Source organism: Mesorhizobium sp. M1428 (assembly GCF_040317515.1).
Classification (GTDB): Bacteria; Pseudomonadota; Alphaproteobacteria; order Rhizobiales; family Rhizobiaceae; genus Mesorhizobium.
The window spans coordinates 55993-73404 of sequence record NZ_JAMYKT010000002.1; the positions used below are offsets into that span (position 1 = coordinate 55993).

20 protein-coding genes and 3 pseudogenes are annotated in these 17412 nt (G+C 64.5%); 10 read left to right on the top strand and 13 right to left on the bottom strand.

The window, feature by feature from the left end; all coding sequences use genetic code 11:
• Window positions 1-14: 14 nt before the first annotated feature.
• Window positions 15-890, bottom strand: a complete 876-nt coding sequence (locus tag NKG60_RS03540) for a sigma-70 family RNA polymerase sigma factor (protein WP_352661520.1) — start codon at window positions 888-890, stop codon at window positions 15-17.
• 44 nt (window positions 891-934) lie between these two features.
• The gene (locus tag NKG60_RS03545; RefSeq protein ID WP_352661522.1) at window positions 935-1246 is read right to left on the bottom strand and encodes a hypothetical protein; all 312 of its coding nucleotides are present in this window, start codon (window positions 1244-1246) and stop codon (window positions 935-937) included.
• 144 nt (window positions 1247-1390) lie between these two features.
• Between NKG60_RS03545 and NKG60_RS03550 the strand changes: the two genes are divergently transcribed.
• Both NKG60_RS03550 and NKG60_RS03555 read left to right on the top strand, forming a co-directional pair.
• A complete protein-coding gene (locus NKG60_RS03550) occupies window positions 1391-1756 on the top strand; it encodes a VOC family protein (protein ID WP_352661524.1) in 366 nt (121 codons plus the stop codon).
• 231 nt (window positions 1757-1987) lie between these two features.
• Complete coding sequence (locus NKG60_RS03555; RefSeq protein WP_352490035.1) at window positions 1988-2212, top strand: hypothetical protein; 225 nt, start codon at window positions 1988-1990, stop codon at window positions 2210-2212.
• A 24-nt stretch (window positions 2213-2236) separates the two neighbouring features.
• Here NKG60_RS03555 and NKG60_RS03560 read toward each other — a convergent pair whose 3' ends face one another.
• The 7 genes and pseudogenes from NKG60_RS03560 to NKG60_RS03590 all read right to left on the bottom strand — a co-directional run bounded on the left by NKG60_RS03560 (window position 2237) and on the right by NKG60_RS03590 (window position 7753).
• Window positions 2237-3478 (bottom strand): MFS transporter, encoded by a 1242-nt coding sequence (locus NKG60_RS03560; protein ID WP_352661527.1) that lies wholly within the window; start codon window positions 3476-3478, stop codon window positions 2237-2239.
• Complete coding sequence (locus NKG60_RS03565; RefSeq protein WP_502903355.1) at window positions 3475-4851, bottom strand: NAD(P)/FAD-dependent oxidoreductase; 1377 nt, start codon at window positions 4849-4851, stop codon at window positions 3475-3477. Before NKG60_RS03565 ends, NKG60_RS03560 begins: the two co-directional genes overlap by 4 nt.
• Before the next feature lie 50 nt (window positions 4852-4901).
• Window positions 4902-5234 (bottom strand): ArsR/SmtB family transcription factor, encoded by a 333-nt coding sequence (locus NKG60_RS03570; RefSeq protein WP_352490030.1) that lies wholly within the window; start codon window positions 5232-5234, stop codon window positions 4902-4904.
• Between the two features lie 69 nt (window positions 5235-5303).
• Window positions 5304-5725, bottom strand: a pseudogene (gene arsC, locus NKG60_RS03575) (arsenate reductase (glutaredoxin)).
• Window positions 5722-6408: an aquaporin gene (locus NKG60_RS03580; protein WP_352661531.1), complete on the bottom strand. Its 687-nt coding sequence runs from the start codon at window positions 6406-6408 to the stop codon at window positions 5722-5724. Before NKG60_RS03580 ends, arsC begins: the two are co-directional and overlap by 4 nt.
• A gap of 17 nt (window positions 6409-6425) precedes the next feature.
• Window positions 6426-6755 carry an ArsR/SmtB family transcription factor gene (locus NKG60_RS03585; RefSeq protein ID WP_352661534.1) on the bottom strand — a complete coding sequence of 110 codons (330 nt, stop codon included), beginning with the start codon at window positions 6753-6755 and terminating at the stop codon, window positions 6426-6428.
• 374 nt (window positions 6756-7129) lie between these two features.
• A complete protein-coding gene (locus NKG60_RS03590) occupies window positions 7130-7753 on the bottom strand; it encodes an NAD(P)H-dependent oxidoreductase (RefSeq protein ID WP_352661536.1) in 624 nt (207 codons plus the stop codon).
• Window positions 7754-8117: 364 nt separating this feature from the next.
• On the opposite strand from NKG60_RS03590, the gene NKG60_RS03595 reads away from it, so the two are divergent.
• A complete protein-coding gene (locus NKG60_RS03595) occupies window positions 8118-8861 on the top strand; it encodes an SDR family oxidoreductase (protein ID WP_352661539.1) in 744 nt (247 codons plus the stop codon).
• A 209-nt stretch (window positions 8862-9070) separates the two neighbouring features.
• Here NKG60_RS03595 and NKG60_RS03600 read toward each other — a convergent pair whose 3' ends face one another.
• Window positions 9071-9700, bottom strand: coding sequence for a DUF922 domain-containing Zn-dependent protease (locus tag NKG60_RS03600; protein ID WP_352661541.1), 630 nt, complete (start codon window positions 9698-9700; stop codon window positions 9071-9073).
• Window positions 9701-9776: 76 nt separating this feature from the next.
• On the opposite strand from NKG60_RS03600, the gene NKG60_RS03605 reads away from it, so the two are divergent.
• Window positions 9777-10541, top strand: a complete 765-nt coding sequence (locus NKG60_RS03605; RefSeq protein WP_352661543.1) for a pseudouridine synthase — start codon at window positions 9777-9779, stop codon at window positions 10539-10541.
• A 260-nt stretch (window positions 10542-10801) separates the two neighbouring features.
• Here the strand turns inward: NKG60_RS03605 and NKG60_RS03610 are convergent, their stop codons facing one another.
• Window positions 10802-11311, bottom strand: coding sequence for a hypothetical protein (locus tag NKG60_RS03610; RefSeq protein WP_352661546.1), 510 nt, complete (start codon window positions 11309-11311; stop codon window positions 10802-10804).
• A 90-nt stretch (window positions 11312-11401) separates the two neighbouring features.
• On the opposite strand from NKG60_RS03610, the pseudogene NKG60_RS32205 reads away from it, so the two are divergent.
• The 3 genes and pseudogenes from NKG60_RS32205 to NKG60_RS03625 all read left to right on the top strand — a co-directional run.
• Window positions 11402-11506, top strand: a pseudogene (locus tag NKG60_RS32205) (pseudouridine synthase); the annotation flags it as partial.
• 153 nt (window positions 11507-11659) lie between these two features.
• Complete coding sequence (locus NKG60_RS03620) at window positions 11660-12007, top strand: hypothetical protein (RefSeq protein WP_352661549.1); 348 nt, start codon at window positions 11660-11662, stop codon at window positions 12005-12007.
• A 96-nt stretch (window positions 12008-12103) separates the two neighbouring features.
• Window positions 12104-12562, top strand: a complete 459-nt coding sequence (locus NKG60_RS03625; RefSeq protein ID WP_352662362.1) for an RES family NAD+ phosphorylase — start codon at window positions 12104-12106, stop codon at window positions 12560-12562.
• Between the two features lie 17 nt (window positions 12563-12579).
• Here NKG60_RS03625 and NKG60_RS32210 read toward each other — a convergent pair.
• Window positions 12580-12704, bottom strand: a pseudogene (locus NKG60_RS32210) (HAD family hydrolase); the annotation flags it as partial.
• A gap of 86 nt (window positions 12705-12790) precedes the next feature.
• On the opposite strand from NKG60_RS32210, the gene NKG60_RS03630 reads away from it, so the two are divergent.
• A complete protein-coding gene (locus tag NKG60_RS03630; RefSeq protein WP_352661552.1) occupies window positions 12791-14182 on the top strand; it encodes an NfeD family protein in 1392 nt (463 codons plus the stop codon).
• Window positions 14179-14952 carry a slipin family protein gene (locus tag NKG60_RS03635; protein ID WP_352661555.1) on the top strand — a complete coding sequence of 258 codons (774 nt, stop codon included), beginning with the start codon at window positions 14179-14181 and terminating at the stop codon, window positions 14950-14952. The genes NKG60_RS03630 and NKG60_RS03635 overlap by 4 nt, the downstream gene beginning before the upstream one ends.
• 180 nt (window positions 14953-15132) lie before the next feature.
• Here NKG60_RS03635 and NKG60_RS03640 read toward each other — a convergent pair whose 3' ends face one another.
• A complete protein-coding gene (locus NKG60_RS03640; RefSeq protein ID WP_352662365.1) occupies window positions 15133-16062 on the bottom strand; it encodes a LysR family transcriptional regulator in 930 nt (309 codons plus the stop codon).
• A 106-nt stretch (window positions 16063-16168) separates the two neighbouring features.
• On the opposite strand from NKG60_RS03640, the gene NKG60_RS03645 reads away from it, so the two are divergent.
• Window positions 16169-17179 carry a zinc-dependent alcohol dehydrogenase family protein gene (locus NKG60_RS03645; RefSeq protein ID WP_352661558.1) on the top strand — a complete coding sequence of 337 codons (1011 nt, stop codon included), beginning with the start codon at window positions 16169-16171 and terminating at the stop codon, window positions 17177-17179.
• Window positions 17180-17412 lie beyond the last annotated feature (233 nt).

The window sequence follows — 17412 nt, forward strand, 5'->3', positions numbered from 1 at the left end:
ATGGGCCGGGTTTTTCACCCTTCGACCGTTTCAATCTCCGCATCGACCAGGCACCACGGTGCATAGCGGAAGTCGCGGATCTGGATGACCTCATCGCCCGCCCATTCGACCAGCATGAAGCCGCGCACGGCGCCGTCGGCCGCTTGCGGGTTGCGGATGAGGATTGCCGGCCTGCCGTCGACGAAGCCGAGCGACAATGTCCAGTCGCTGATACGGTCGTAATTGCCGAAATAGGTCGACGCCTCGGCCTTGCCGCGCAGACGGACGCGGTTGACGACATCGAGCCGGACGTCCTCGGCTATCAGTGCCCTGACCGCGTCGAAGTCGCGCGCGTTGAACAGGTCGACATAGCGCCGCAGCCGGCGCTCGTCGTCGGCGTCGAGCCTCGGCGCGAGCGCCTGCTCGGGCTGCAGCGCCAGCAGCTTGAGCTGCGCCCGCCCGCGATGCAGCGCGGCCTTGGTGGCGGCGAGCGTCGCGCCGGTCACTTCGCAGGTCTCATGCAGGCTGAGGCCGAGCACGTCGACCAGGATCACGGCGCTGCGCTGCGACACCGAAAGCCGCATGAAGGAGCGCAGGCCGGTCTGGGCGGCGAGCCGGCTGTCGGCGCTGCCGGAGGGATCTTCGATCACGCTCATGTCGGCCTCGGTCATGCGCGACCTTTCCCGATTGCGCCGCCGCAGGTGATCCTGCGCGGCATTGTGGGCAATGCGAAACAGCCATTGCTCCGGCCGTTCGACCATGGCGCCGCCGTCGATCGCCTGTAGCGCCTTGATCAGCACCTCCTGGACGATGTCCTCGCCGTCGATCACCGAGCCGGCCATGCGCGCGCAGTAGCGATGCAGCCTTGGCCGCAACCCGACGAGCATCGCCTCCAAAGTCGCCCTGTTCATTTTCGGCGTAGCATCCCATTTCTGCGCGGGCGGCATGGCAGGCGCTATCCCGCCTTCTGATCCGCCAGCATACGGTAGTTGCCGATAACTTTGACAGGCGATCTCATTGCCGGGGTCGAACGGCGCTGCGCGTGGTTTTCCGTAAATGCCTTGAAGGTGGCAAGCCCGGTCAGCGCCGAGGAATCGCGGTCCTGGCCAACGATGTGGACGAACGAGCCGTCGTCCAGCTCGAGCACCAGATAGCGCACCGTCGGCGGTGCCGCCTCGCCCAGCGCTTCGAACACTTTTTCGACCAGCGCGCGGTTATCTGCCAGGTCGGCTTGGTTCACACCGTATCGAATGAGCGCGTAGTCCATCGTCGTCTCCTGATTGGTTGGTATGAACGAAGGACGACCGGCTGCGCTGAAAAGATTCTCCTTGCCGAAGAATCTTTTCGGTCGCCCGCATCGTCTTTCCCGCGTGGGCGGCTGCGCGGCAGCCATCAAGCAGGAGAGACGATCATGCATATCCAGTTTGCCGAGCTTCCGGTATTCGACCAGGACCGCGCCAAGGCGTTCTACACCAGGCATCTCGCCTGTCAGGTGCTGGCCGACCAGAAGATGGGCGATGGCGGCTGGCGCTGGATCGAGCTGGCATTTCCGCATGCCGTGACGAACCTGCATTTCATCAGGCGCGCCGATGACGCCCCCGGCGCGGAGCCCGTATTGGTGCTGGTCGACGAAAATGTCGGAGCAATGATCGCGGCGTTGAAGGCGGGCGGCGTCGAGATCGTCACCGAACCGCATGAGGCGACGTGGCAGCCGGGGCGCACGGTGGCGGAGTTTCGCGACAGCGAAGGCAACCGCATGGTCCTCGCCAGCCGATAAGCCACCGGAGCCCTCTGTCTGGCGGGGCGTCGTACCTAAGTCCTATCTCCGGCCGGACCATCGGCCGTGCTTCCTTCTTGTTATTATTTCGTGACCTCTGCGCGCCGGAACCTTCCCTTGCATCGGGCGTTCGGGCGCTGTATTCGCGATGCCTCATATTTAGGCAGGCGGAGGAAATGCGAATAAGGGCGGGTGGCAAAACAAACATGGGCCGGGGAGGAGCATCTTACCATGTCGAACCGTAAAATCGGAATGTCCCACAGTTTGGGGCTGCGCGTTGCTGACCTCAAATCCAGAATGCAAAGTGCCCAGATTACCGAGCACGAGATCAAGACGTTTCAAAAGGTTGCCGCCATTATGGGCGGCGCCAAAGGTTCACTGCGCCTCGACGCGGACGATCTGATTGCCGCGTCCTTCCTTGTCGATCCCTTGGACGATCTCCCGCTCTCCAGTTGACGGCGCTGAACGCAGGTCGAAATCCTACCGAGTTTGAACCTGCGATTGCCGCCAGCGGAGCATCCGCCACCCCAGGCCGCATGCGAGGATGACGTTGGCCAGCGCCAGACCGGAAAGCGCGGCCAACGTGCCATGCGGACCGAAGCGCTCCAGCAGCAAGGCGCCGACCGAGGGTGCCGCTGCCTGGGCGATCAGGCTCGGCATGGCGAGGCGGCCCATCAGCTTCGCGTAGCCGTTCGAGCCGAACAGCGCGAGCGGCAACGTCCCCCGCGCGATGGATTCGAGGCCGATGCCCGCGCCGTAGAAGCCGAGCGCCAACGGGATGACTGGCATGCCGGCCCAGAGCGCCGAAACGCCGATCGCGACGAAGGTAACCGAGGCAAACTTGGTCAGGATCGGATGGTGGTAGCGCGCGATGGTCATCTCGATCGCGCGCGCCGCCACCTGGGACGGGCCGACCAGCGCGCCGAGCCCGACGGCCGCGGCCAGCGCCATGCCGCTGCCTTGCAGGATGGTGAGCAGGTGCACCGACAGCGTCGAGGAGATCACCGCCGCGAGCGTAAGTGTGGCGGCCAAAACGATCATGATCGACGGATCGGGATTGCCTTCGCAGGCCGGCGGCGCCTGGTTCAATCCTGGCCCGACTGGCAATCCTGGCCTGACTGGCGGTTTCGGCGCCTCGCGGGGCAGGATCACCAGATAGAGCGGAAGCGCAATCACCAACTGAACAGCCGCGTATGCCAGGCAGGTGCCGCGCCAGCCGACCTCCTGTAGCAGCAAGGCCGAGATCGGCCAGCAGATCGTGCTGGCAAAACCGCCGAACAGCGTCAGCGCGGTGATGGCGGAGCGCGCGCCATGGCCGTAGCGGCGGCCAAGCGTTGCGAAAGCGGCATCGTAGAGCCCCGCCCCCATGCCCAGGCCGATGACCAGCCAGGCAGCGATATAGGCCGCAAGGTTGGGGGCAACGGCCAGCCCGATCTGGCCGACCCCGATGCATCCGGCGCTGAACGCCAGGACATTGCGGCCGCCATGCCGCTCGATCGACGACCCGACTCGCGGAGAGATCAATCCCGCCACGAGCAAGCCGAGAGACAGGCCGCCGACAACCCATGCCAGCGGCCAGCCGGTATCGGAGGAGACCGCCGGCGCGATGACCGCGGGAAGATAGTAGGATGACCCCCACGCCATGATCTGCGTCAGGCCAAGCGCCGTGATGATTGCGCCGCGGCTGCGCAAGATGGCCGGCGAAGGCGGCGAAAGGCTCATGCCGCGACGCTGCAGCCACAGCCGCCTTTGCCGACCGCCTTCGCCTCGGCGTCGGCGACACAGCAGGCATCCACCGCTGCCGGCGCCGGACCGCCGCAGCAACCCTTGTCGGCAATGCCGATCCTCGGCACGGTGCAGACCCCGGTCTCGGGCAGCACAAGCTGGACATTGTCGGCCGCAATCATGTCGCCGGCGATCGCCGCCGCGACCGAGCGGACCTGCTCATATCCGGTCAGCAGCAGGAAGGTCGGTGCGCGGCCATAGCTCTTGATGCCGACTGTATAGAACCCTTGCTCGGGATGGCTGAGCTCGCGATGGCCGTGCGGTGGCACGTCGCCGCAGGAGTGCTCGTTGGGATCGATCAACGGTCCCAATGCCTTGACGCTTTCCAGCCACGGATCGAGCTCGAGCCGAAGCTCGCGGGTCAGCGAGAGATCCGGGCGTTGTCCGGTCGCCGCAATGATGCGGTCGACCGGGCCAAGGGCCTGCAAGCCGTCCCTGGTGTGGCCTTCGACGACCATCCGGCCGTCGGCATCGCGGATCGAAACGGCTGCAAAGCCCGTCACCAGCCTGACGCCGCCGCTCTCGGCGAGTTCGCGCACTTCGGCGCCGAGTTCGCCGCGTGCCGGCAATTGGTCGGCATCGCCGCCGCCATAGATGCGCACCAGGTCGGTGCCACGCGTTGTCCAGATGAAAGCCGTGCCGGCGTCCACATTTGCCAGGCTGGCGAGATCCAGCAACGCATTGGCGGCCGAATGGCCGGAGCCGGCAACCAGCGTCGTCTTGCCGGCATAAAGGCTGCGATCGCGGCCAAGGATATCGGGAATGCCGTAGGCGATGCGGTCGGCAAACTCGGCTTCGCCTTCTGCAGGAATTCCGCCGGCGCCGAGCGGGTTCGGCATTTGCCAGGTTCCCGAAGCATCGATGACGGCACGGGCGCTGTCGCGTCTTGTACCATCGGCAGTCTCGACCGCCAGCATGAACGGCCGGTTCTCGCGTCCCTTGCTCAGCACCTTGTCGGCGCCCCAGCGCGAGATGCGGACGACCCGGGCGCCGGCTTCGATCGACGGCGACAATTGCGGAAGCCCTGCAAGCGGCTCGAGATAATCCGCGACGAGGTCGTCCGCGGTCGGGAATGCCTCGGGCTCAGGCATCCGCCAGCCATGCGCCTCGAGCAGGTTTCTGGCCGCCTGATCGACGCAATAGCGCCAGGGCGTGAACACACGGACATGGCCCCAATCCCTGAGATTGGATGCAACCGCATTGCCGGCTTCGTAGACTTTGACAGGAATGCCCTGCGCGATGAGGTGGACGGCTGCCGCCAGACCGACCGGCCCGGCGCCGATCACCGCAACGGGGAGTTTTTCGACCATCTCCATGTCTTCCATCCTTCCGGTAATTTCGAATTATAATGCCAAAAAAATCACGCCGCCGTTTTGGCGGCCGCTTCCGCCGATGCCGGCGCACAGGTGGCGTCGGCGCAGCATTCGTCTGCGAGGTATCCGATGAGCCCGTTCATGGCGGGATAGTTGGCCCGGCAGATCAGCGTGGTCGCCTGGCGCTCCTGTGTCACCAGGCCGGTGTCGACCAGCCGCTTGAGGTGATGCGACAGCGTCGAGGCAGCGATGCCCAATCTGTCCTGGATGCGCCCGACCGGCAGCCCCTCATCGCCCGCCCGCACCAGCGTCCGATAGAGCTGCAACCGCGTCGGGCTGCCGAGGGCTTCAAGTTGCGAGGCTGCTTTTTCGAGTTTCATGGAAATAAGCTATTTCCAGAATCGCTGCACGTCAAGAGAATTTCGACAAAGATCGAAATAAGCTGGTCTCTAGGCGACGCGCTTGCCGCTGACGTCGATCACGACCTCGCCGTCCTCCTTGGTGAACGGGCCGATATCCGGATTGGGCAGGATATCGAGCACGGCTTCGGAGGGTCGAGCAAGCACGGTGCCGAGCGGCGTCACCACGATCGGCCGGTTGATCAGGATCGGATGCGCTAGCATGAAATCGAGGTCTGGTCGTCGCTCCACTTGCGGTCGCCCAGGCCAAGTTCGGCATAGGGCGTGCCCTTTTCGCGCAGCAATTGGCGCGGCGTCATGCCCATCGCTGCGATCAGTTCGACGAGTTTTTCGCGCGACGGCGGGTTTTTCAGATATTCGATCACTTCAGGCTCCTCGCCGGACTGCCTGATCATGGCCAGCGTGTTGCGCGAGGTGCCGCAATCGGGGTTGTGGTAGATGGTGATGGTCATTGCGCAGCTTTCATCTGTCCGACTGGTTTCGGTTGGGCGAGCAGCCACCCTGCCAATGCCATGGCGAGCAACGCGCCCAAAAGTTCGGCGCCGATGAAGCCCGGCAGATCGGCGGGGCGGATGCCGGCAAAAGTGTTGGAGAACGCTCGGGCGATGGCGACGGCCGGATTGGCGAAGGATGTCGATGCGGTGAACCAGTAGGCGGCGGTGATATAGAGCCCGACCAGCCAGGAGATCGAATCCGGACGGAAACGCAAGCCGGCGAGGATGGTGAAGACCAGCCCGAAGGCGGCAACCAGCTCCGCAATCCATTGCCCGCTTCCGGTCCGCACCGTCGCCGACACTTGCAGGATCGGCAGTTCGAACATCGCATGCGCGAGCAACGTTCCAGCAATGCCGCCGGCAATCTGGGCGGCGACATAAGCCAGCGCTGCGTTCGTTTCGATCTCGCGTCGAAGCGCGAATACCAGCGTCACCGCCGGGTTGAAGTGCGCTCCGGATATCGGCCCGAATATGGTGATGAGCACGACCAGGATCGCCCCGGTCGGCAAGGTGTTGCCGAGCAGGGAGACGGCGACATCGCTGCTCAGCCTGTCAGCCATGATGCCGGAACCGACCACGGTGGCGACCAGCAGAGCCGTGCCGAGGGCCTCGGCAACAAGGCGGCGGGAGAGGTTGGCCATGCTGGATCTTCTCGCTATCAATCGCAGGTCACGGCCTGGATGACAGGCTGGCAAAGTTCCGGCGCGCCATTGCAGCAATCCTCCATGAGGTAGGCCAGCAGATCGCGAAAGCCGGTCATATCGGCAAAGTAGCGCACGCTGCGGCCCTCGCGTTCGGTCCGCACCAAGCCGGCATGCGACAGGATCTTGAGATGAGCCGACATCGTGTTCGGGAACGCGGCGAGCCGCGAGGCGATCTCACCTGCCGGCACACCGTCGGCTCCAGCCCGCACCAGCAGGCGAAAAACGTCCAGCCGGGTTTCCTGGCCGAGCGCGGCAAGCGCCGAAAGGGCGAGTGTCTTATCCATGTTTCCAATATTCCAGAAATGACGGAGAGAGTCAACGCGCATGGGCCAGCGACTCCCCGTTCACCGCAGGGCAATCGCACGTCGGCAAGTGCCCCCTCACCCGGATTGCCAACCGAATTGCGAAGGGCAATTCGGGGCAATCTGACCTCTCCCCGAGGGGAGAGGAGGTCGCCTGCGTTGATGCCAGGCTCTTCTCCCCAGCGGGGAGAAGGTGGCCGCGAAGCGGCCGGATGAGGGGGCCGCCATATGCGATAGCGCTGCCGTTCACGGGGATAAGTGCCCGGCAGGGCGATCAGGGGGGCGCCGACTTCGGCGAAGCTATCGCCTGTCCAAAGCGAGCGCCCGCTGCCCCTCGCCGGCTCGCCTGGTCCAAATCAGCCAGGCACTGTGGCGGCGACCGCATCAGCGCGGCCAAGACCGGCAACCGCTTTCCTGACCCGCCGCAGATGCGCCTGGCGCCCGGCTTCCGAAACACTGTCCATCCGGTAGAGCGCCAGGAATTTGGTCTGGCACAGCGGATGGCAGACGGAGCGGAAGCCGCGCAGCAGGGTCCGCCGGCCGGGCTGTCCCATGATCCACGACATCAGCGGCGTGGCGCCGCATGTGGTCATTGCCATCACCCGGCGTATATGCCGCAATTTGGGCTGCGGGCCGCGTCGAGCGGTCGGCATCTCGAAAGCGAAGCCCGGCACCAGCACGCGCTCCAGCCAGCCTTTCAGCATAGCCGGCAGGCCATACCACCAGGTCGGATAGATGAAGACGACCGCCTCCGCCCAGAGCAGCTCCTGCGCATGTTCGTGCACCGATTGCAGATTTGCCGCCTTGTCGTGGTAACCGCGCCATTCCTGCGTGCGCATGACTGGATCGAAGCCGGTCGAATAGAGGTCGAGCAGGTGGACCTGATGGCCGTTTTCGGCAAGCGTCTCCAGCACCGTATCGCGCACGGCGCCGTTGAAGCTGTCGGCGCAGGGATGGCAATAGACGACGAGGACCTTCATCTTGCGCTCAGACCGGTCGGTCGCGAGAGGATCGCGATGGTGCGTGCAGGCGCGTCGCATGCAAACAAGCCACCCGCAGACATAGTCGATCAGCTGTTTTCATGCGAAGCCCCGCAGCCCCCATATCAAGACGCAACAGCTCCAGTCACGTCAAGGCCCGGTCGTCCGCTCAAAGGAAATTGCGCACACATGGGCTTGCCGGAGGGCACTGTCCTGCATGCGTTGCGGCATTCTGCGGGGAGCGGGCGCCGTCGCGTATTGAGCCCACGAACCCCAAGAGTGGATTCGGTTTTCGATCAGCATTGTTGCCCGAAAGCCTGCGCCCTAGCTTCACGGCGTGCTCAAAGCGTCAGGAGAGAAAAAGATGCGGACAGGAAAACTGAGCGGCAAGATCGCCTTGGTGACGGGCGCCTCCTCAGGCATCGGCGAGGCCACTGCCTTGGCGCTGGCGGCCGAGGGCGCCACGCTGGCGATTGCCGCGCGGCGCGCTGAGCGCCTGGACGATCTGGCGAGGCGGATCCGTGAGACCGGCAGCGCAGCACTGCCGATTGCCGTCGACGTCACCGACGAAACGCAAGCCACGGCGATGGTCGAACGGGTCCAGCAGGAGTACGGCCGGCTCGACATGCTGCTTGCGGTTGCCGGCGTCGGCGTCGCCGCGCCGTTCCGCAATACGACGCCGGAAGAATACCGCCGGATGGTCGACGTCAACATTCTCGGCCTGCTTTATCCGATCCATGCTGCACTGCCGTCGATGCAGCGGCAAGGCGCCGGCCACATCGTCGTCGTCTCGTCCGGTACCGGCCGTTACATCCACCCTTCGGTCGTCTATTCCGGCACCAAGCATGCGGTGAGCGCAATGGCGGAGTCACTGCGCCGCGAGATCGGCAAGGACGGCGTCCGCGTGACCTGCATCGAGCCTGGCGCCGTCAAGACCGAGTTCACCCGCAACATGCGCGACGATGTGCGCCAGGCGGTCGAGCAAAGGCTGGGCGATATGGAACAGCTGGAAAGCGAGGACATCGCCGCCGCCATCCTGTATGCGGTGACCCAGCCGCCACGGGTCAACGTCAACATCCTGACGCTTTATCCGACCGAGCAGGCGTGAGGTCAGCCTGCAGACGTCGATGCGCTGCGCCTCTGTCCTGCCGGACATCTCCCCCTCAGAGGGGGAGATCGGCAGCTTCGTCGGCAGCACTCTTTTTGCAACGTTCGCGATTGGCGAAATCAGGGGTGATATCCAATCTCCCCACCTGAGGGGGAGATGTCCGGCAGGACAGAGGGCGGTGCTGTCCCGCCAACCTTGCCCTGCCTCGACTATCCCCCGGTCATCAGCGTGAACACAAGCTGCCGCAGCTTGCCGCCCGGGCCGAATTCGACCCGGTCGAAATCGCGGCTCGCCTGCCGCTGTGCCTGCGAGATTCCGGCGAGCCGTTTCGTCACTTCGGTCCTGATCTTGCTGCAGCCACGGTCATCGGCGACGGTCAGGCCAATGGTGGCCGTCTCGATCTTGTGCACCATGTCGACGATGCTGGCGCCGTGCACCTTCTCGTGGGCGGCGAGGCCAGCTGCGAAAACCTCCCAGTTCTTCTGGATTGCGCCCGGCAGCCGCGCGGCCGGCTTCGGCAAGGTGTAGGTGATGATCAGCTTCGGCCGCGCCGACACCAGCACGCAGGCATCGCCTTGCGGCTGGTAGTCCCTCACCCAGGTCAGCTTGAAATTGGTATGCGCGATGACGCGGCGCTCGCCGAGCAGCGGCCCGCGCCCGCCGATCGAGGCGTAGAGCTCCGGGCCGGTCTGCCCTGAGATGGCATAGGTCTCGACCTTCTCGACCGCCTGCCAGCCGGCATGCGCCGGCGATGTCGGCAGGAGGGCGAGCAGCAGGCAAAGGCGAACGGCTGTTTTTATGCAAGTCCTCGCGGCTGCTGCGCACGATGCAAAAGACATGCAGTTCCCTTCCGTGGACATAGCCGGCGGCCGGCTATACTGGGATGCTCGTATACAAGAATCCACAGGCAACGCCATGTCGCCGCGACCGAACATTGCCCGGCAGCGCCCTGCCCCAGGGACCCAGCCTCCCGGCGTCAGCCTGTGCCGCGCGCTGTCGAAACTTGGCCTGTGCTCGCGCAAGCAGGCCGAGCTTCTGGTTGCCGAGGGCCGCGTGCGGGTTGCCGGCAAGATCGTGCGCAACGGCTCGATGCGCGTCGATCCCGGCCGCGACCGTATCGAGGTCGACGGCCGCCGCGTCGCCGCCGAGCGCAAGATCTATCTGATGCTCAACAAGCCGCGCGGGCTGGTCACCACTCGCGACGACCCGCAGGACCGCGGCACCGTCTATGATTGTCTGGCAGGCCTCGACCTGCCTTTCGTCTCGCCGGTCGGCCGCCTCGACAAGGCCAGCGAAGGCCTGCTGTTGATGACCAACGACACCCGTTTCGCGCAGCGCCTGCTCGACCCCGCCTCGCATGTCGCCAAGACCTATCACGTGCAGATCGGCGCCCTGCCCGATGTGGACATGCTGGCAGGGTTTCGCGCCGGCGCAACCGTCGACGGCGAATTGCTGACGGCCCGCTCGATCGAGATCCTGCGCAGCGGCACCAGCACAGCCTGGCTGGAGATCGTGCTCGACGAGGGCCGCAACCGCCATATCCGCCGGCTGCTCGCCGCCCACGATGTCGAGGTGCTGCGGCTGGTGCGGGTCGCGATCGGCCAATTGCAGCTCGGCGATCTTGCCAAAGGCAAGGCACGCCATCTCACGGCGGAAGAGCTGGCGCTGCTTCGGGCCTGAGCGGCTGGCGGCGACTCGACAGTCAGCCAGCTGCCAGTCGAAGCCCAAGTAACGCAACAAGCAGCGCGGCGGATATCAATCTCTGTCGGTATTACATCCGTCAGCACACCACAGATCGCAGCCGGCGGCTTTGATTTTCTGCATAAAGATCTTGAGCGATTCTTGGGCGGGCATGGGAGCTAGCCAACCGACGGGACAAACAAATCGATCAAAGCCTGGCGATGGTCTCGCGTGATTCAAACCGAAATGTGAGGGGTTCATCAATCTTCATTGTCGGAAGGAGCCTTGGCTTTGCCGCACTGGGCCAGCACCTTGGCGATGGCGGCGGATGAGCCGGCAAGCGGAAAGCTGTTCTCTCCATATTTGCCTGAGACGACCGTGACCTCGCCCTTGGAACGCAGCAGGGCCAGCATCGGGTCGGCGCTGCCCAATTCCACGGTGAAGTTGTTGTACATCTCTTCGAGTTGAAGCGTCTTGGTCACCGTCTTGCCCCCGGCCTTGAACGTGAACGAAGCGCTGCCGGCCTCCAGTTGCGGACCGGTGTCGCCCAGATCATAGCTCAGCGTCGGCTTGCCGAAACAGGCCAGCGTCAGCTGGGCGCCGCCATTCGATCCGCCACAGACCGACGCCATCAGAACTTTGCCGCCCTCGTCTTCCTCCAGTTTCGCGGTCCAGCCGCACGGCGCGGCAGATGCCGGCTGCGCCGCTTGCAGCGCGGTCTGAGCGGCGACGCAACCCGCCGCGATGAATTTCGCCAATCCGCTTCGCATGATCTTCCCCTCCCCAGCCATCGAACCATCGTCAGCCACGTGGCATCAAGGACTATACAGAGCAAATTGTCCCGTGGCATCACCAGTGATGTCGAGGTGCGGCGGCTGGTGCGGATCGCGATCGGTTCGCTGCAGCTCGGCGGCCTCGCCAAAGGCAAGGCGCGCCATCTGAGCACTGAAGAGCTGGCGCTGCTTGAGGCCTGGGCTGCTGGCTTCAGCGCCTTCGCATCGAAGGGACGATTGACATTAACATTTCTGTTTCATATTTTCCTTCTGTGAAACCGAAATGTAACGCGCAACCGAGGTGCTGGTTCGACGCGAACCGGCTCGGCAGCCGGAGAGAAAATCATGAGTACGCCATTGCGGGCGGTCCCCAGATTCCTGGACGAATTGAGCATGTTTGGCGGTCTCAAGGGGACCGACATTGCGAATATCACCGAGGTCTCCAAGGCCACGGTTTCCAGATGGAAGGCCGGTGATATCAAGCCCCAGCCGCGCAGCGAACTCATCCTGTCGGACCTGCATTATATCGTCGGTCGTCTGCAGGAGTTCTATGAACCCGGCGATATCCGCACGTGGCTCTATGCCCGACACCCGCAATTGAACGGTGAAAGAGCAATCGATCTCATTCACGACGACCGGGCCCTCGACGTGCTCAAAGTCATCGATCGGCTCGAAAACGAGGTCTTTGTATAATTGGCAATCGCCGGGCGGAAGCGACGTGACAACCGGCTCATCGACGCTATCGAGGCAATAATTCCTGTCGAATACTCCGGAACGGTTTGGCGTGTGGTGCGCCAGGGCCGCAGCCCGATCCAGTGCTCGAGTTCCGGTGGCCGTTGGGACGATGGAACATTCGACGTGCTCTACACCTCGCAAGAGCGCGAAGGTGCCTTGAGCGAGATGAGATTCCACCTGGCGCGGGGGCAGCCAGTGGTCCCTTCGCGTGTCAGATACAATCTCTTCGAGATCGATCTTGCTTTGGACCGGACGCTCAGACTGCTCGACCTGGCCGCCTTGCAGACCCTTGGCCTCGATACCTCGCGCTACGGGCAGCTTTCATACCAGGAAAAGCACGCCGAATATCCGAGGTCGCAAGACATCGGTGAGGCCGCATATTTCCTCGATTATGACGGTCTGATCGCGCCCAGCGCGCGGTATGACTGCCTGAACGTCGTCGCGTTTTGTGATCGGTTGCCGGCTGGGCCGATAACGACAAGAACCGATCACGGGGAAATCGACTGGACTTAGCGGCGGATCCGCCGCCGTCAGGTATGGCCGCCGACCTCGTCTATGTGGCGCAACACGTCGTCGGGTCTGCACAGCCGCGGAACGTGCCCGATTGGCGGAACTTCTCGGTGCCGTAGCCGCCGCTGAACAGGCCTACGCCCAGCAGCACCGTGCGCTGCGTCACCCACCGCGAAGCGTCATGGATTTCGGCAAAATCCAGCCCATATTCCTAGATGTGGAGCTTTGAGCGTGAAACTCGCGCGTGCGGTCCTGCTTGCCGCGGCTTTCGTGGCTGTTGCGGCCGTTTGTCCCTCTTCCGCAACCGGAGAGGCGGACGGCCGGGAGAAAATTGTGTTGCGCGTCGAGATAGACGGCGCCATCGGTCCGGCGAGTGCCAGGCAGCTTGAGGAAGCACTGGCGGTGGCCGCGGACCGAAACGCCCAGGCTCTCATCCTGCAGATGGACACGCCCGGCGGGCTGGTCACCAGCATGCGCGAGATGATCGCCGGCATCCTCGCCTCGCCGGTTCCGGTCATCGGCTATGTCGCGCCCGCCGGCGGGCATGCGGCGAGCGCCGGAACCTATATCCTCTACGCCACCCATCTGGCGGCGATGGCGCCCGGCACCAATCTGGGCGCGGCAACGCCGATCGAGATGGGTGGGCCGCTGCCATCGTTTCCCGACGGCGGCAAGAATGATGGCCCCGAGGCGGACAAGGACAAGAACGCACCCGGGGGCGATGCGATGATCGCCAAGGCGACGAACGACGCCGTTGCCCTGATCCGCAGCCTGGCTGAATTGCGGGGGCGCAATGCCGAATGGGGTGAAAAGGCCGTGCGCGAGGCGGCCAGCCTATCGGCCGGCGCGGCGCTGCAGCAGCATGTCATCGATTTCGTCGCCCGCGACACCACCGAACTGCTTCAACTGGCCGACGGCCGGACCGTCGAGATCGCCGGCAAAAAAGAGGCATTGGCGACGAAAGGGCTGCCGGTCGAAACGCTCGAGCCAGGCTGGCTCATCCGGCTTCTCGCCGTCATCACGGACCCGAACATCGCCGTCATCCTGATGCTGGTCGGCGTCTATGGCCTCGTCTTCGAATTCACGAGCCCGGGCGCGGTCGCGCCTGGCGTGATCGGCACGATTTGCCTTCTGCTCGGCCTCTATGCGCTCAATCTCTTGCCGATCAGCTATGCCGGCCTTGCCTTGATGCTGCTTGGCATCATCTTCCTGGTCGTCGAAGCCTTGAATCCGACTGTGGTCCTTGGGCTGGGAGGCGTGGCTGCGTTTCTGCTGGGCGCTGCCATGCTGCTCAGGATCGAGGGGCCCGGCTTCGAGATGTCGTGGGCCGTTATCGGCACCGCCGCCGTCCTGACGCTCGGCCTGGCGCTGTTGACCGGCAGCTATCTGTGGGCGGCCCGCAAGAACGTTCCGCGTGTTGGCGCACAGGCCATGCAAGGACTGCCAGCGGAGGTCCTCGACTGGCAGGGCAGCGAGGGCCACGTGCTCGCCCGGGGCGAGCGCTGGCGGGCAAAAGCCGACGAACCCCTTGCGGTGGGCGACAGCGTCGAGGTGGCTGATGTCAGGGGTCTCGTTCTGACGATACGGCGCCGCAATGTGAAAAGCGATGGAGCAAGGCAATGATCATCGGTTATGTGGCCTATCTGGCAGCAGCGCTCGTCGTGGTCATGTTCCTATCCGCGGCCATTCGCATCCTGCGGGAATATCAGCGCGGCGTGGTCTTCACGCTCGGCCGCTTCACCGGGGTCAAGGGCCCCGGCCTTATCATCCTCATCCCCTTCGTGCAGCAGATGGTGAAGGTCGACCTGCGAGTGGTGGTCCAGGATGTGCCGCCGCAGGACGTGATCTCGCGCGACAACGTCTCGGTGAAGGTCAACGCCGTTCTGTATTTTCGTATCGTCGACGCCGAGCGGGCGGTCATCCAGGTCGAGGACTTCATGGCCGCGACCAACCAGCTGGCGCAGACCACGCTGCGCTCGGTGCTCGGCAAGCACGAGCTCGATGAAATGCTGGCCGAGCGAGACAAGCTCAACAGCGACGTCCAGGAGATCCTCGATCAGCGCACGGATGCCTGGGGCATCAAGGTCTCCAATGTCGAGATCAAGCATGTCGACCTCAACGAGAACATGATCCGTGCCATCGCCAAGCAGGCAGAGGCCGAACGGCTGCGGCGCGCCAAGGTGATCAACGCCGACGGCGAACAGCAGGCGGCGGCAAAACTCGTCGAGGCCGGCAAGATGCTGGCCGAGGAGCCGCAAGCCATGCAGCTGCGCTATTTCGAGGCCCTGCACGACATCGCCGGCGAACGCTCGTCGACGGTCGTGTTCCCGCTGCCGGTGGATTTGCTCAGCCAGTTCCTGAAACTGCAGGGCGGTGGAGGCGGAGGCGGCTGAGCGCGTAATCTCCCCCTCGAGGGCCCTCGAGGGGGAGATGGCCGCGAAGCGGCCAGAGGGGGTCGTCTCACATAGATCGCCGACGCCTTCCTCTACGAGAGACGGCGCTGGCGCTCCACGCGCGGCGCCCCCTCTGTCGCCTTCGGCGACATCTCCCCCTCAAGGCGGGAGATCAGCACCTCACCTCCGCCACGGCGGGACCGGTGCAAAGCGTTTGCCGATCCAGTCGGCGAAGGCACGTGTCTTTGCGGCTTGTCCCTTGGCCGAAGGCATGACGATATAGACGGCGCCTTCGTCGGCAAGCGTCCAGTCCTCCAGCACTGGCACCAGCCGGCCGTCGGCGAGCTCGCGTCCGACCAGCCAATCCGTGCTCATCATCAGCCCGACGCCCTGCACGGCGGCTTCGACCAGTACCTCGGCATCGTCGGTGACCAGCGGCCCGGAGACCTCGATACTGACGCGGCGCCCCGTGCTGTCGGTCATCTCCCAGGCCGGAAAGGTCTGGAAGCCTGAGAAGCCGAGACAGCTGTGTTCAAGCAGCGCTTCAGGTTCAGTCGGCGTGCCCCGGCGGGTGAGGTAGGACGGTGCGGCGCATAGCAGCCGCCGCCGTGTCGCGACCTTGCGCGCCACCAGCCGCGAATCCTCCAGTGCGCCGAGACGCACGGCGACATCGAAATTCTCGGCGACGAGATCGACGAAACGGTTGGAGAACTCGGCCTCGATACGAACGTCGGGAAATTCGGCGAGAAACTGGGGCAGCAGCGGGCCGATCCACATGCGCCCGAACGAGCCGGGCAGCGCCAGCCGCAGCACGCCGCGCGGCCCGCCGCCGGCATGCGCCGACGCCGCAGCCTCGGCCTCGTCGACGGCGGCCAGAATGGCACGAACGCGGGCGAGGAACTCCGAACCCGCCTCGGTCAGCGACACGCTTCGCGTCGTCCGATGCAGCAGGCGCACGCCCAACCGCTCTTCCAGCGAGGCAAGGCGTCGCGACAGGATCGTCGCGTCGCGGCCGATGCGAGCCGCTGCCTTGGTGAAGGAGCGTGCTTCGGCGATTGCCGCGAAGGCGGCCATTTCGGCCAATGCTGCCGGTTCGTACGATTGCTGCATCAAACGCAGAGCTCAAATGTAAAAGCCAAGGATTATATACCAATAACGCAGCAGCTAGTTTCACTCAATCCCGGCCCGTCAATCGGCCCATCAACCGGAGTGAGACATGAAAGCCATCGAACTGACTGCCCCGAGACTGGACGCGTTTCGCGCGGCCACCGTTCCCACGCCTGAACCGCAGCGCGGCGAAGTGCTGATCCGCCTGCGCGCCGCAAGCCTCAATTTTGTCGATGTCGCGATCGCGAGCGGCAACTATCCAGGCCCGAGCTTTCCGCTCATTCCCGTCGTCGACGGCGCCGGCGAGATCGTCGGCATCGGCGAGGGCGTGTCAAGGCTCGCCATCAACGACCGCGTCATCGCCCATGCAAAACCGCGGTGGATCGGCGGCCGTCCGCGGCCTTATGAGACCAGAGAGATGCGCGGCCTGACGCTGCCGGGCTCACTCGCCGAATATGTCGCGCTGCCGGCCAATGCCGTCGTGCCGATGCCGGCGCATCTGTCGTTCGAAGCGGCAGCGACGCTGCCGATCGCCGGCACCACCGCGTGGAATGCGCTCCGCGCCGCCGATGCCGGGCCGGGATCGGTCGTCGTCCTGCTCGGTACCGGCGGTGTCTCGATCTTGACCCTGCAGCTGGCCAAGGCAGCCGGCGCCACGGTCATCATCACCTCGTCGTCTGACGACAAGCTGGCGCGCGCCAAGGCCTTGGGTGCGGATCATCTCATCAATTATCGTGAGACACCGGACTGGGACGCCAAGGTGCTCGAACTGACCGACGGCCTCGGCGCCGACCTGATCGTCGAAACCGGCGGCGCGGCTACCTTCGCCCGCTCGATCAATGCCGCAGCGCCCGGCGGCACGGTGTTCGCCATCGGCTTCGTCACCGGCGCAGAGGCCACCACGAACCTGCTGCCGATCATCATAAAGGCGCTCAAGGTAGTGGGCAACAACACCGGTTCAGTATCCGACCTGCGCGATGCCGCACGCGCCATCGGCGCCGCCCGTATCGATCCGGTCATCGACACGGTCTACGGCCAGCACCAGGCGACCGAGGCCTACGCCCACATGGCAGCCGGCGGCCGGCATTTCGGCAAGCTCGCGTTCAGCCTGTCGTGGTGAGCCTGGAAAAGGCAGAGCGATGAAGCTGCTGATCTCCCCCCTCGTGGGGGAGATGTCCGGCAGGACAGAGGGGGGCGCTGTCCCTCCAGCCTATCGGACAATAGCAGTTCGCGCACCCACGTAAGGTTCTCGGCTCATCAAAGTTGAACTGAACGCTGGCGATCCTTCACGCCCCCGTCTGCCCTGCCGGGCATCTCCCCCACGAGGGGGGAGATTGGCAATTCCACCGTCTC